Below are 14,566 nucleotides of genomic sequence, written 5' to 3'. Positions count from 1 at the left end.
ACAGTCCACGTCGACTAGTGCCAGCGCAGCAGTACTAGTTCGGAGCAGAATCCGGGGCCCATCGCCATCATCAGACCCGGACTTCCACTGGGCGGCGGTTTGGCGATGGTGTCGCGCAGCACGTGCAGCACCGACGCCGAGGAGAGGTTGCCGATCTCGCCCAACGAGCGCCAGGTCAGCTCCAACGCCTCCGGGGGCAGGTTGAGACTCTCGGTGATCGCATTGATGATCTTGGGGCCACCGGGGTGGGTCACCCAGGCGCCGATGTCGGTAGTGCTCAAGTCGTGCGCGGCCAGGAAAGTGCTGACGTCCTCGGCCATGTACTCCTCGACAACGGCCGCCAGATCCTTGGACAGGACGAGCTCGAATCCGGCGGAGCCGACGTCGTATCCCATGGTGCGCAGTGAGTCGGGGTAGAGATGGCTGCGCGAGTCGAGGATGTCCGGTCCGTCGGCACCGACGTGGTCGGCGCGACGGTCCCCCACCGCCACCACTGCGGCGGCGCCGTCAGCAAACAATGCACTGCCCACCAGACCGGCCAGCGAGGGTTTGTATCCGGGATAGGTGAGCGAGCACAACTCGACCGAAACCAGGGCCGCGATGCCGTCCGGCGCTCCGCGCAGGTAGTCGTGCAGCCGCGCGACACCCGCCGCTCCGGCCACGCAGCCCAGGCCGAACAGCGGCAACCGCCGCACATCCGGGCGCAACCCGACCCGGCCGGCGATGCGCGCGTCCAGCGACGGCACCGCCACACCGGTGACCGTGGTGGTGATGATGAGATCGAGGTCCTCGGGCTGCAGCCCGGCCACATCGAGCGCCCCCATCAGGGCTTCGACGCCAAGGTCTACGGCTTTGTCGATGAAAATTTCGTTGGCCTCGCCGAAGTCGTTCAGCTTCGGGTACATCTCCAACGGCAGGACCAGGTGACGGCTGTCGACCTTCGAATTGGCATGCAACTGCCGGACGACGTCTTCGTAGCCCCGGAAATCCGGGATGTTGACGAATGTTTCGGTGAGTTCCTGCTGGCTATAGCGATATGGCGGCAGAGCACCGAACACACCGGCGATGACGCTCACTGGTCCCACCCCTTTAACACGAACATCAACGCCGAAACGTTCGATTGGCTACCTAGGAGTCAAAGTCTAGTCTGCCGGGAACGGACCGGCGCGCGATTTCGCCAAGGGCGTCAATTTCTGGCGCAGCCGGTCGACGGCGTTGTTCACGGCGTTGAGCTGATCGGCAACCCGGCGCGGGGCGGTACCGCCCCGCGCGTCGCGCGAGGCCACCGAACCCTCCACGGTCAAGACGTCACGAACCCGCGGCGTCAGATCGGGGCTGATGGCGGCCAGCTCGTCGTCGGTGAGCTCCGGCAGCCCGACGCCACGCGCTTCTGCGGCGCGCACCGCCGCGCCGGCGGTCTCGTGCGCGGTGCGAAACGGAATTCCTTGGCGCACAAGCCATTCAGCAATATCGGTGGCCAGGGTGTAGCCGGCGGGCGCCAGTGCCGCCATCCGCTCGACGTGAAAGGTCAGGGTGCCCACCAGGCCGGCCATCGCCGGCAGCAGCAGCTCCAGCTGAGCGACCGAGTCGAACACCGGCTCCTTGTCTTCCTGCAGGTCGCGGTTGTAGGCCAATGGCTGGGCCTTCAGCGTCGCCAGCAGACCGGTGAGGTTGCCGATCAACCGCCCGGACTTGCCGCGGGCCAGTTCGGCAATGTCCGGGTTCTTCTTCTGCGGCATGATCGAGCTACCGGTGGACCAGGAGTCGTGCAACGTCACATAACCGAACTCCGTCGTGCTCCAGATGATGATGTCCTCGGCCAGCCGCGACAGGTCGACCGCGATCATGGCCAGCACGAACGCCGCCTCGGCGGCGAAATCACGGGCGGCGGTCGCGTCGACCGAATTGTCGGCGGCAGCCGTAAAGCCCAGCTCCGCGGCGATCGCGTCCGGGTCCAGGCCGAGCGACGAGCCGGCCAATGCGCCCGAGCCGTACGGGGACACGGCCGCGCGCTTGTCGAAGTCGACGATTCTTTCCACGTCCCGCAGCAACGGATGAGCGTGTGCCAGCAGGTGGTGGGCCAGCAGGATCGGCTGGGCCGACTGCAGGTGTGTCTTGCCGGGCATGATCGCACTCGGATGCGCGGCGGCCTGAACGGCCAGGGCTTGCACGACGTCGAGCACACCGGCGCCGACCCGGCGCACCGCGTCGCGCAGCCACATCCGGAACAGCGTGGCGATTTGGTCGTTGCGGGAGCGGCCGGCCCGCAGCCGGCCGCCCAGCTCGCGACCCACTCGTTCGATCAGTCCGCGTTCCAGCGCGGCATGCACGTCCTCGTCGGTGAGCAGTGGGCCAAAGCTGCCGTCGGCGACGTCGGCTGCGAGGCGGTCGAGGCCGGCCAGCAAGTCGTCACGCTGCTCTTCGGTGAGCAGGCCCGCTCCGAAGAGCACCTTGGTGTGGGCCTGGGAGGCTTTGATGTCGTAGGGGGCCAGTACCCAGTCGAACTGAGTGGACTTGCTCAGCGCGGCCAGTGCGTCGGAGGGGCCGCCGGCGAACCGCCCGCCCCACAGCGACCCCTCGTTGGTGCTCACTTTTTCTCCGCGAGCAGACACAGAATCGCACGCGGGCGGGCGTATCGGTGCGATTCTGTGTCTGCTCGGCGGGAACCCGTCACTGCAGGTCCCGGCGGGCGGACAGTTTTGACGACAGCCCGTGCACGTAGACGAATCCGCGGGCGGCCGACTGGTCGAAGGTGTCGCCCTCGTCGTAGGTGGCCAGGTTGAAGTCGTAGAGGGATTCGGCGCTGCGCCGCCCGTTGACCGCGATGTGGCCGCCGTGCAACACCATCCGGATCTCGCCGGACACGTGCTCCTGGGTCGTGGCGACGAAGCTTTCCAGCGCGATCTTCAGCGGCGAATACCACAGCCCGTCGTACACCAACTCGGCCCAGCGCTGGTCGGTCTGACGCTTGAACCGGCCCAACTCGCGCTCCAATGTCACATGTTCGAGTTCGGTGTGGGCGGTGATGAGCACCATCGCTCCCGGCGCCTCGTAGATCTCGCGGCTCTTGATGCCGACCAACCGGTCTTCGACCACATCGAGCCGGCCGACACCTTGCGCACCGCCGCGGCGGTTGAGTTCCTCGATGGCCTGCAGCACCGACACCGATCGGCCATCGATCGATACCGGAACGCCCCTCTCGAATCCGACGATCACCTCGTCGGGAGTGTTCCAGTTGACCGTCGGGTCTTCGGTATAGGCGTAGATGTCCTTGGTGGGGGCGTTCCACAGGTGCTCCAGGAAGCCGGTCTCCACCGCACGGCCCCAGACGTTCTGGTCGATGGAAAATGGTGAGCGTTTGGTGACGTTGATCGGGATGGCGTTTTCCTCGGCGAACGCGATCGCCTTCTCCCGGGTCCAGGCGTAGTCACGGACCGGCGCTAGCACCTCCAAATCCGGTGCCAGCGAAGCGAATCCGACTTCAAACCGAACCTGGTCGTTACCCTTGCCGGTGCAGCCGTGCGCCACGATCCCGCCGCCGTGCTCGCGTGCGGCCGCAACCAGGTGCTTGACGATCAACGGTCGGCTGATCGCCGACACCAGCGGGTAGCGGTCCATGTACAGGGCGTTGTTCAGGATGGTGGGCAGGCAGTAGCCCTGGGCGAACTCGTCGCGGGCATCGACCACAACAGCTTCGACGGCGCCGCAATCCAGTGCGCGCTGCCGCACCACCTCCATGTCCTCGCCGCCCTGGCCGAGGTCAATCGCCACCGCCACGACCTCGCGGCCGGTCTCCTTGCCGATCCAGCTGATGGCCACCGAGGTGTCCAGGCCGCCCGAATACGCCAGGATGACGCGTTCTGACATGAACCAACTCCTTTATTTCAGGTTTTCCAAAGCTTTTCCAACGCCGACGCCAGCTCAGCGCCGGTCATCGGCTCGCGGGCGGCCACGAACACGGTGTCATCGCCGGCGATAGTGCCGACGACGTAGGGTAGCGCCGCGCGATCGATGGCGCTGGCCAGGTAGTGTGCGCCGCCCGGTGGAGTGCGCAGCACGGCCAGGTTGGCGCTGGCGTCGGTGGACACCAGCAACTCACCCAGCAGTCGGGACAACCGTCCGGTGCCCCCGGTGACCCCGCGCACCGGGCTGCCGTCTTCGGGCACGACATAGACCCCGACCCCGCCGTCGGCGCCGCGCAGCTTGACCGCGCCAAGCTCTTCGAGGTCACGCGACAGCGTGGCCTGGGTTACTTCGATGCCGTCGCCGGCCAGCAACCCCGCCAGTTCGCTTTGGCTGCTGACCGGTTGCGTCGACAGGATCGCCACGATGCGGGCCTGCCGACCGGCGCGAGTGACTTCGGGTGTGGCCTTGGATCCGCCGTCGCGCGTCATCGCGACCGCTCCAACAGCCACACCAGCAGCGCTTTCTGAGCATGCAACCGGTTTTCGGCCTCGTCCCAAACCGCGCTGGCTGGGCCGTCTATCACGTCGTCGGTGATCTCGTCGCCGCGATGTGCCGGAAGGCAATGCAGCACAACGGCTTCCGAGTCGGCCAGACCCAGTAGTCGCTCGTTGACCTGGAACGGGCGGAACGGTTTGACGCGATCCACCCCGTCGTTCTCCTGTCCCATCGACGTCCAGGTATCGGTCACCAGGACGTCGGCGGCGGCGGCTGCGGCCTTGGCGTCGGCGGTCACCGTCACCGAGGCGCCGGTCGACTGGGCGCGCTTTTCGGCTGCGGCCAGCACGTTGCGATCCGGCAGGAAGCCTTCGGGTGCCGCGACGGTGACGTGAATACCTGCGGTGACCCCGCCGAGCAGCAACGAGTGAGCCATGTTGTTGGCGCCGTCGCCGAAATACGACAGCCGCAGGCCACGCAGTGACCCTTTGCGCTCGGCGATGGTCTGCAGATCCGCGAGCACCTGGCAGGGGTGGAACTCGTCGGACAGCCCATTGATCACCGGCACCGTCGCGGCACCGGCCATGGCGTCCAGGCGGTCTTGGCCGAACGTCCGCCAGACGATGGCATTAACGAAGCGGGACAACACTTTTGCGGTGTCCTGCAGAGTTTCGTCGCGGCCCAGCTGGGTGCTCTTGGCGTCGACGACGACGGCGTGGCCGCCAAGTTGCGCGATGCCCATTTCGAAGGAAAACCGGGTGCGGGTGGAGTTCTTGTCGAAGATCACCGCTACCCCGTGCGGCCCCTCTAGCGGGCGGCGGCTGAACGGGTCCTTCTTGAGCGCGGCGGCAAGCTCGAGGACCTCGGCCTGCTCGGCGGGCGACAGGTCGTCGTCGCGCAGGAAATGTCTGGTCATGTCTGTGCTCCGGCGGTGTCGAGGATGCCCGGCAGCGCGTGCACGAAGCCGTCGAGCTGAGCTTCGGTGATGATCAGCGGCGGCGCCAGCCGGATGACGTCGCGCGCGGCGGCGTTGACCAGGTAACCGGCGTCGCGGGCGGCCGCCTCCGCGGTTTTGGCCTGCTGGGCCGTCAACACGATGCCCAGCAGTAGTCCCCGGCCGCGGACGTGGTCGACCAGCGGGTGTCCCAGTGATTCGATGCCCTGGCGCAGCGTTTTGCCCAACACATCGGCGCGGCGGACCAGGCCCTCGGTCGCCAGCGTTCGCAGCACTGCCAGAGCCGCCGCGGTGCACACCGGGTTACCGCCGAAGGTGCTGCCGTGCAGCCCGGGGGTCATCAGTTCCGCGGCCGGCCCGACGGCCAGGCACGCCCCGATCGGCAGCCCGCCCCCGAGCCCCTTGGCCAGGGTCACCACGTCCGGGGTGATGCCGTCGTGCTGGTGGGCGTAAAAGGCGCCGGTGCGGCCCATTCCGGTTTGCACCTCGTCGAGCACCAGTAACGCGCCGTGTCGCGAAGTGATGTCGCGGGCGGCCGCCAGGTAGCCCTCAGGCGGCACGACCACACCGCTCTCCCCCATGATCGGCTCGAGAAATACTGCGGCGGTGCCGTCGTCGACCGCGGCGGCCAACGCGTCGACGTCGCCGTAGCGAACGTGGGTGACGTAGCCCGGCAACGGCTCAAACGGCGCCTGCTTGGCCGGCTGCCCGGTCAGCGCCAACGAACCCATCGTCCTGCCGTGGAAAGCTTCTTGGGCGGCAACCAGTTTCGTGCGGCCGGTGAGCCGGGACAGCTTGAATGCCAACTCGTTGGCCTCGGTCCCGGAGTTGCAGAAGAACACTCGTGCTCGGGTTTCAGCGCCCAGCAGCGCCACCAACTCTTCGGCCAGAGCGACCCCGGGTTCGGTGGCATACAGGTTGGAGGTGTGGCCCAGCGTTGAAAGCTGGTGCGTCACAGCCTCGATGACCGCCGGGTGGCGATGGCCCAGCACGTTGACCGCGATGCCGCCGAGCAGGTCGACGTAGGTTTTGCCGTCCACGTCGGTCACTACGGCGCCGTCCCCGCTGGCCAGCGCTATCGGTGGGGTGCCGTAGTTGTTCAGCATCACGGCCTGCCACCGTTGTTGCATGCTTTCGGTTTGTGTCACCCGCCCACCACCTTGGTGCCGGTGCCCTCGTTGGTGAACAGCTCCACCAACACACAGTGTTTGACCCGGCCGTCGATGACGTGCGCACTGGGCACGCCGCCGTCGACAGCTCGCAGACACGCCTCGACCTTGGGGATCATTCCCGCTTCCAGGGTGGGCAGCAGTTGCGCCAGTGTGGCCGTGTCGATTTCGCTGACCAAGGAATTACGGTCCGGCCAGCTGGTGTACAGGCCCTCGACATCGGTGAGCATCAGCAACTTTTCGGCTCCCAGGGCTTCTGCGAGTGCTGCCGCGGCCGTGTCGGCATTGATGTTGTGCACCACACCGTCGGCGTCCGGCGCCAGCGTCGAGACCACCGGAATCCGGCGTGCGCCAATGAGATCCACCACCGCATCGGTGTTTACCTTGTCGACGTCGCCGACCAGGCCGATGTCGGTGGCCACGCCGTCGACGGTGACGCTGCGCCGCACCGCGGTGAATAGTTGGGCATCCTCACCGGTGATCCCGACGGCATAGGGACCGTGCGCGTTGATCAGGTTCACCAGCTCGCGGCCCACCTGGCCGAACAGCACCATGCGCGCCACGTCGAGCACTTCCGGTGTGGTGACCCGGAATCCGCCCTTGAAGTCACCTTCGATGCCCAGCCGCCGTAGCATCGCGGTGATCTGCGGTCCCCCGCCGTGCACCACGACCGGATGGATCCCGCAATTGCGCAGAAATGCCATGTCCGCGGCGAATGCCTGCCGCAGCGTGTCGTCGATCATCGCGTTGCCGCCGTACTTGATCACAATGATCTTGCCGTGCAACTGCTTCAGCCAGGGCAGGGCTTCGGCCAGCACCTGCGCCTTGACCTGAGTGGTCAGTGCCTCGATGCTCATGAGCGCCGCTCTCCCCCGCATGCGGGTGGGGCCCCCACCTCATCGCTTCGTCCCCCGCACGCGGGCGGTGCCCCCACTGCATCGTCGCCGGCGCGGGTCATGAGCTGTAGGCCGAGTTCTCTTCGACGTAGGCGTGCGACAGATCGGTGGTCCGGATGGTGGCCTGCCTATCGCCGATATTCAAGTCCACGGTGATGTCGATGTCTTTTGCCGACAGGTCGACCTCGCGTGCCCCCGGAACACCCACTCCGTCGACGCAGACGGCTGCGCCGTTGAACGCCACGCTGATTCGATTGGGGTCAAGGGTGATCGGCGCCATCCCGACGGCGGCCAACACCCGGCCCCAGTTCGGGTCGGATCCGAACAGCGCCGTCTTGACCAGGCTGTCGCGAGCGATTACCCGAGCGGCGGTCAACGCGTCGTCGTCGCTGGTTGCTCCTCGTACCGTTACGGTGACGCGTTTGGTGACGCCTTCGGCGTCGGCTTGCAGTTGAGCGCACAGGTCGTCGCACACCTGCAGCACCGCGTCGTCGAGGTCGGCTTGCGACGGCGCGAATTCGCTTGCCCCCGAAGCCAGTAACAGCACCGTGTCGTTGGTGGAACAGCTGCCGTCGATGTCGAGCCGGTCAAAGGTGCGGGCGGTGGCTCGGCGCAGCGCGTGATCGAGTGCCGCAGGCTCGGCGACCGCGTCGGTGGTCAGCACACACAGCATGGTGGCCAGCGACGGCGCCAGCATGCCCGCACCCTTGGCCATCCCGCCGACCGTCCACTTCTGATGGTGCAGCGCAACCTGTTTGGGAACGGTATCGGTGGTCATGATGGCGTGTGCGGCGTCGTCGCCGCCGGTCAGCCCGCCGTGCATTTCATGCACAATGTCCCGAACGCCGTTGAGCACCTTGTCCATCGGCAGCCGGTCGCCGATCAGGCCCGTCGAGCAAACGGCGACCTCGATGGCCCCAGTCTCGGTTCCCCAGTCCGACAGCGCGGCGGCGACCGCTTCGGCGGTGGCGTGGGTGTCCTGAAAGCCGCCCGGACCGGTACAGGCGTTGGCGCCGCCGGAGTTGAGGATCACCGCGCGCAACTGGCCGGTGGTCAGCACCTGCTGGGTCCACAACACCGGCGCGGCCTTGACCTTGTTTCGGGTGAGGACCCCGGCGGCGGCATAGTCGGGGCCTTCGTTGAAGACCAGCGCGAGGTCGGGGGCGCCGGATGATTTGATACCAGCGGCGATGCCGGCAGCCCGGAAGCCGGCCGGTGCGGTGACGCCTTGAGCACGCAGCAACCTTGTGGCGGTTGGTGTTTCGGTCACGGTGCCACTCCCACGACTGACAGGCCGTCGGTTTCCGGCCAGCCCAGCGCCAGGTTCATCGATTGGATCGCGGCGCCGGCTGTCCCTTTGACCAGGTTGTCGATCGCGGCCAGGGCCACCAGCGTCTGGGCGTCCTCGTCCACGGCGACGGCAATATGCGCGGCGTTGCTGCCGATCACCGCGCCCGTGCGGGGCAACTGGCCCTCAGGCAGCAGATGGATGAATGGCTCAGCGTCGTAGGCCTTTTCGTACGCCGCCCGCAATTGGGCAATCGGCGAGCGGGTGCGCGCGGTACAGGTGGCCAAAATGCCGCGCGAGGTGGGAATCAGAACGGGGGTGAACGACACCGTGACGTCGCGGCCGGTGACCGCGCGCAGCCCCTGCGCGATTTCCGGGGTGTGCCGATGGGCACCGGCAATGTTGTAGGCCCGAGCCGACCCGATGACTTCCGATCCGAGTAGGTCCGTCTTGGCCGCGCGGCCCGCCCCTGATGTTCCACTGACGGCAACGACGGTCACCGCCGGCTCGATGAGATCGTCGGCCATGGCAGGCAGCAGGGCCAGCAACGCGGCGGTCGGATAACACCCGGGCACCGCGATGCGGCGCGCACCGCTGAGCTGCTCCCGCGCACCCGGCAACTCCGGTAGACCGTAGGGCCAGCTGCCGGCGTGCGGGGATCCGTAGAACCGCTCCCAGGCCGCCGCGTCCGTAAGCCGGAAGTCCGCCCCGCAGTCGACGATTAGGGTCTCCGGCTCGAGCTGCGCGGCCAGCGCCGCCGAATATCCGTGTGGCAGAGCGAGGAACACCACGTCGTGGTTGTCGAGCACGTTGCGCTCCGTGGGTTCGAGAATTCGCTCGGCCAACGGCACCAGGTGCGGGTGGTGTTCACCCAGCGCGCTACCCGCGCTGCCCGCCGCGGTCAACGCGCCGATCGTCAACCGGCCCGCGATGTGGGCTGGATGCCCGAGCAATAGGCGTAGGATCTCACCGCCCGCGTAGCCGCTGGCACCGGCAACCGCCACCCTCGTCACATCGGCCATTCGGCCGATTCTGCATGGTTATGCAGATCTTTGCAAATCCATTCCGGGGTGTGTCGGCCGGGCGCTGGTGCCGCCACGGTTGGGGGCGCACCACGACGCCGTCGGGCTACTAGGCACCGACCTGAACACCGAGGCTCGCGTTCAACGCCGCTTGGATGGCGAGTTGGAGGTTGGCCAGGGCAGCGCCGATATTGGCAGCGAGTCCAAGAGATGCATTGTCCAACGCCGTCAGGATGACCCATCCGGTCTGGGCGAGTCCGACGGTGGCGTTGGCGATACCTGTGGCAAGCGTCAGACCGACCTGGGACAGCCCCGGAAACCCGACGCCGAGGCTTGCCTCGACGGCGCCGCCGAGCGCACCGCCGATCTGAGCCGCGGCATTCTCCCAAATGGCCGCGAGGGCTTCGCCCGTCCGCAATAGTCCGGAAGCGGTTGCACCGAAGCTGCCGGCGAGCACTTGGCCCGTGCCGATGAGACCCGAGAGCCCAGCACCCAGACCGCCCGCCAGCATTCCACCGGTCTGTACCAGCCCCGACCCCAATGCGGACAAGGCGCCGCTGACGCTCGTCGCCAGGGCCGCACTGAGTTCCGCCGACAGGCTGCCGCTCAGGCCCGCCGACAAGGCCGCGGATAGCCTCGCCGCCAGCTCCGGCAAGCTTCCACCGAACGCTGCTCCCAGGCTGCCGACCAGATTCTGACCGGTTTGAATCACTTCGTTGAGCCCACCGTTGAGCGCGGCCACTACTTGCGGGAACGATCCGCCCAGGCTGGCCTGCAACATCGCAGTGAGCTGTGTGGCCAACGCCGGAGCATTGAAGCTGCCCGCCAAGCTGGCCACGAACGTCTGTCCGGTCTGAATCAGGGCATTTAACCCCCCACCGAAATTGCCGACCAAGCTGGTCGCCAACGACTGGCCGGTCTGGATCAGCCCGTTGAGGCCACCATTGAGCGCGGCCACCAGCTGTGGGAATGATCCGCCCAGGCTGGCCTGCAACATCGCCGACAGTTGTGCGGCTAGCGCGGGAGCACTCAACCCACCGGTCAGGGTCGCCACGAACGTCTGGCCCAGCTCAACGAGGCCGTGCAGCCCGCCGTTGAGCGCGGCCACCACCGCCGGGGCATTGAGCACCGCGCTCAACGCGGCCGTGAAGTTTTGCCCCACCTCGACCAGCCCATGCAACCCACCACTGACCGCGGCCACCAGCTGCGGCAACGACCCACCCAGGCTGGCCTGCAACATCGCCGACAACTGCGCGGCCAACGCCGGCAGACTCAACCCACCGGCCAAGCTGGCAACAAGACTCTCACCCGTTTGAATCAGCCCACTGAGGCCACCACCGAAGCCGCCCGCCAAGCTGGTCGCCAGCGACTGACCCGTCTGAAGCAACCCCGTCACACCACCGTTGACCGCCGCCACCAACGTCGGCAACGCCCCACCTAAAGTCGCCGAGAAGGCAGCATTGAGGTGGGCGGCAATCTCAGGCAAGCTGCCACCGAAGTTTGCCAATAGTGTTCCGCCCGTTTGGATGAGCTCACTAAGCCCGCTGCTGAAGCCTATGAGCACGTTCCCAGTCAGGGTTTGACCCGTGTGGATCAGTCCGGTCAAGCCACCGTTGAATGCCGCGATCAGCTCCGGTAGGCCAAGGTCGAGGCTGCCTGACAGCGACGCGCCGAGTTGAGCACTCAACGAACCGCCCAACGCCAATGCCTGTGTCAGGGCGGCACGTGCCTGGGCGCTCAGCCCAGCGCCGACGCCCGACATGAGAACGCCGAAATTCTGCAGGGAGTGGCCGGCCGCCACGATGACTTCGCCCGTCTGAACCAACCCCGTGCCGACACCGGACACGATGGCTCCTCCGGTCTGCAGGGCGAGACCGGAAGCTCCGGCACCAAACGCGGTCGCGAACGAGTTGGCAGCCTGGAGAGCCAGTTCACCATTGAAAGCGGCGGTCAGACCTCCGTTGAGCCCGCCGCCCACTGCAGCAGCGGCATTTTGGCCGGTGAGGACTGAAACAGCATTCGCTACCTCGGCTTCGACGTATGAAGACGCAGCGCCGTTCAACAGCTTGACGAAGTCTGCATGAAACGCCGACGCCTGGGCACTGATGGCTTGGTACTCCTGACCGAAAGTGCCGAATAGTGCTGCGATTGCAGCTGATACCTCATCTTCGCCCGCCACCGCCAACGCAGTCGTGGGAGCCGCCGCTGCTGCGGTGGCCTCTTCCAGCGCCAGGCGAATACCTGCGAGATCCTGGGCTGCCGCCTGGACAACCGCAGGCACAGCGTTCACAAATGACATGCTCATCGCCCCCACAACATGAACGGTTTGACCCGATGAGACCCGACCTCATCGGCAAAAAGAAACGTAATCCGCTGGGGCACACCAACAACGGAAAACGATCGTTTTCAGTTGATTGGGTCGAACGTATCTACGTGATTAGCAGCGAGGTAACACTTGACCGAAGGAGTTCAACTCCACTCAGGGCAGCGATCCGGCTGGGTCCGGTGCGGGACTGTAGTACGCGACGCTATTGCAAACAGCGAACTTGTTGCGCCATAGCAAATTTCGATTGGCTTGTCAGGAGACTTGCCGCCACGCGACGACAGCAATCGCCCGCGCCCTCGATGCACACCTACCAGCAGCCTTACCCAGCTAAACCGACTCAAGTTATTGTCCTGTTGTATAACAACGCATTTGAGCGCTACGACAGCGCTCGCCATGCATTCAAAAGCCAGTCGTTGTCGGATCGCTCATCATCGTCGCAATCCCGACCGACGAAAGGCGCTCGGCGGGAACCGCTTCCAGCGAGTGAGCACTTGAGGCGGTGATGACACCATCTCGTTAGCTGCAGTGAGGACCGGCGCCGAATGTTCAGATTGGAAGGCCACTGGCCTTACCCGGTGTTATGCCACCGCAAGCACCAGGCAATTACGTCGCCGGAGACATGCCAAGCGGTTAGTGTGGTTTGCCAAATCAGCCTAACCGCCGTCATTAGCATGCGAATTGGTCAAGGCAAATCACCTACGCCGTGGCACGATATGGCGCAGGCCGGCGCGTCCGTGGTCGAAAGTCGCACAAACCCGTGGGAAGCCACACATATATCCCCGCCGAGAGATTTGGTGATTATGAATTCATACTTGGTGAGCGGACGCACCCACCGACATGAACCGAATACGGACAACCTCGTCGGCGAAAACGCCGGCCACCGCGAGGTTGACACCCACGGCGGTCCGCTCACCAGGACAACGCCGGACGTCTCGACGTGGGCCGAACCATCCGCGACCCGATCGAGCGGGATCCCGCGACCGGCAGCCCGGACCCGACAGCGCCATCACCACCGCCACCACGCGCGGCAGCGAGCAGATGATGCTGAAACGGCTGCCCGGCCGGCACCAGCGTGTGACGCTTCAGCGCGGGCTTGCGGGACTAGCTGGCGAAATAGTCGCTATAGCTCTTCGCGCGACGCACAGCTCAGCAACTACGCCCCGATGGCGTTCGCGAGCTGTTGGGGCCAATAGTTCAGCAAAGCGGGAACGATGCCGCCGATCTGCGTGCCGTTGGTTGTGACGTTGAGCATGCCGCCGCTGAGCGGGTTTGGCGCAATAGCCGTGATGCGCTCGAGGGGGTGCAGGATCCCGTTGAAGGGGACGTTGTTCTGCAGCGTGATCGTTTCTGGCACGACGCCGATCAGGGGGACCACAAACGGAACCGTCAACGTCAGCGGCGTGGGCAGCACGTATTGGCCATTGAGGAAGCCATCTGCGATGACGGCGGGTGCGTCTACCAATGCGGTCAAAGCCAGCGGTATGTTGCCGGCCTGCACGGCTTGGGAAAATGCCGTGGCACTTTTTCCGGCCGCGGCGGCTGTGGAGAACGCCGGACCGACCAGCTCCAGACCCAATGCCACCGGGAACCCGAGCGTCTGGGTGGGAGCCAAGAAATTCGTGACATCCACCGATATGGTCGGGTCGGTAAGCAGCTTGACCACGTTGGCGAAGTTCTGCGCCGAGTCTCCGGGGATGGTCAGGATCGGCAGCAGGTCTCCAAGGGCACCGTTGACGACCGCGGTGAGTTGCGGGAAGTTGCCGGTCACGGTGAACAGGCTGGAGGTATCGACAAAGAGGCCGAACACGCCGGTCGCCACCTGCTGCACGGCACCGCTGACGTTGCCCGCCATAAGGTCGGAGAAAGCCGCCATCAGGTGTTGGGGCAAGTTAGACAAATTGCCAGTGAAGTCGGTGACGGCGGCACTGAGCGATTGGCCAGTCAGCTGGATGTAGCCCTCCAGGTTATCGGCGATCTGGTTCAGGAAAGGCGCCGGGCTGCCGGCAGAGGCAGCGCTCGTGCTGGCGAGATTCACAGCCGTATTCGCTACCAAGGCTTCATACGCGTTGGTGGTGCTCGGCGGCGGGGCCACCCCCCCGGCTAGGCCGGGACTGCCCAGCTGCCCGGGCGTGCCGCCGGTACCGTTGGTGCCGCCGTTGATGCCGCTGCCGCCATTGCCGCCATTGCCGATCACGGTGGTGGCGGCGTTGCCACCATTGCCGCCGCTGGCAGGCGTAATCAAGTTGAGAGGGGAATTGCCGGAATTGCCGCCGTTGCCGCCGGCGCCGACAAGACCCATGGCATTGCCCCCGTTCCCGCCGCTGCCGGCACCCGCGAGCGCGGCAAAGGTTGACCCGCCGAGGCCGCCGTTGCCGCCGCTGCCGATGGATGTGGCGTTGCCACCGTTACCGCCGGCCCCGCCGGCGCCGGTGCCGTTGACGCTGCCGCCGTCGCCGCCGGTCCCACCGTTGCCGAACCATCCGGCGGTGCCGCCGTTGCCGCCGGCCCC

9 protein-coding genes and 3 pseudogenes are annotated in these 14,566 nt (G+C 66.1%); all 12 read right to left on the bottom strand.

Annotation, left to right across the window (positions count from 1 at the left end):
• Positions 1-14 precede the first annotated feature (14 nt).
• On the bottom strand, positions 15-1,076 hold the full coding sequence (locus tag B4U45_RS27520; RefSeq protein WP_075547264.1) for a type III polyketide synthase: 1,062 nt from the start codon (positions 1,074-1,076) through the stop codon (positions 15-17).
• 66 nt (positions 1,077-1,142) lie between these two features.
• Entirely contained in the window at positions 1,143-2,591 is a 1,449-nt protein-coding gene (gene argH, locus B4U45_RS27515; protein ID WP_075547263.1) for an argininosuccinate lyase, read from the bottom strand.
• Between the two features lie 79 nt (positions 2,592-2,670).
• Entirely contained in the window at positions 2,671-3,867 is a 1,197-nt protein-coding gene (locus B4U45_RS27510; protein WP_075547262.1) for an argininosuccinate synthase, read from the bottom strand.
• Between the two features lie 17 nt (positions 3,868-3,884).
• Positions 3,885-4,394: an arginine repressor gene (locus B4U45_RS27505; RefSeq protein WP_075547261.1), complete on the bottom strand. Its 510-nt coding sequence runs from the start codon at positions 4,392-4,394 to the stop codon at positions 3,885-3,887.
• On the bottom strand, positions 4,391-5,317 hold the full coding sequence (gene argF, locus B4U45_RS27500; protein ID WP_075547260.1) for an ornithine carbamoyltransferase: 927 nt from the start codon (positions 5,315-5,317) through the stop codon (positions 4,391-4,393). Before argF ends, B4U45_RS27505 begins: the two co-directional genes overlap by 4 nt.
• A complete protein-coding gene (locus B4U45_RS27495; RefSeq protein WP_075547259.1) occupies positions 5,314-6,504 on the bottom strand; it encodes an acetylornithine transaminase in 1,191 nt (396 codons plus the stop codon). Before B4U45_RS27495 ends, argF begins: the two co-directional genes overlap by 4 nt.
• The gene (gene argB, locus B4U45_RS27490) at positions 6,501-7,382 is read right to left on the bottom strand and encodes an acetylglutamate kinase (RefSeq protein WP_075547258.1); all 882 of its coding nucleotides are present in this window, start codon (positions 7,380-7,382) and stop codon (positions 6,501-6,503) included. The genes B4U45_RS27495 and argB overlap by 4 nt, the downstream gene beginning before the upstream one ends.
• 26 nt (positions 7,383-7,408) lie before the next feature.
• Positions 7,409-7,483: pseudogene (locus tag B4U45_RS30620) on the bottom strand (hypothetical protein); the annotation flags it as partial.
• Positions 7,480-8,691, bottom strand: a complete 1,212-nt coding sequence (gene argJ, locus B4U45_RS27485; RefSeq protein ID WP_075547257.1) for a bifunctional glutamate N-acetyltransferase/amino-acid acetyltransferase ArgJ — start codon at positions 8,689-8,691, stop codon at positions 7,480-7,482. The pseudogene B4U45_RS30620 and the gene argJ, both read right to left, overlap by 4 nt.
• Positions 8,688-9,747 (bottom strand): annotated as a pseudogene (gene argC, locus B4U45_RS27480) (N-acetyl-gamma-glutamyl-phosphate reductase). Before argC ends, argJ begins: the two are co-directional and overlap by 4 nt.
• A 93-nt stretch (positions 9,748-9,840) precedes the next feature.
• Positions 9,841-12,021, bottom strand: coding sequence for a PE domain-containing protein (locus B4U45_RS29995; RefSeq protein ID WP_158006340.1), 2,181 nt, complete (start codon positions 12,019-12,021; stop codon positions 9,841-9,843).
• 1,189 nt (positions 12,022-13,210) lie between these two features.
• Positions 13,211-14,566 (bottom strand): annotated as a pseudogene (locus tag B4U45_RS27465) (PE family protein); the annotation flags it as partial.

The sequence above is a fragment of the Mycobacterium persicum genome, from assembly GCF_002086915.1.
Lineage (GTDB): Bacteria > Actinomycetota > Actinomycetes > Mycobacteriales > Mycobacteriaceae > Mycobacterium > Mycobacterium persicum.
This window is presented reverse-complemented; position numbering and strand designations above follow the sequence as displayed.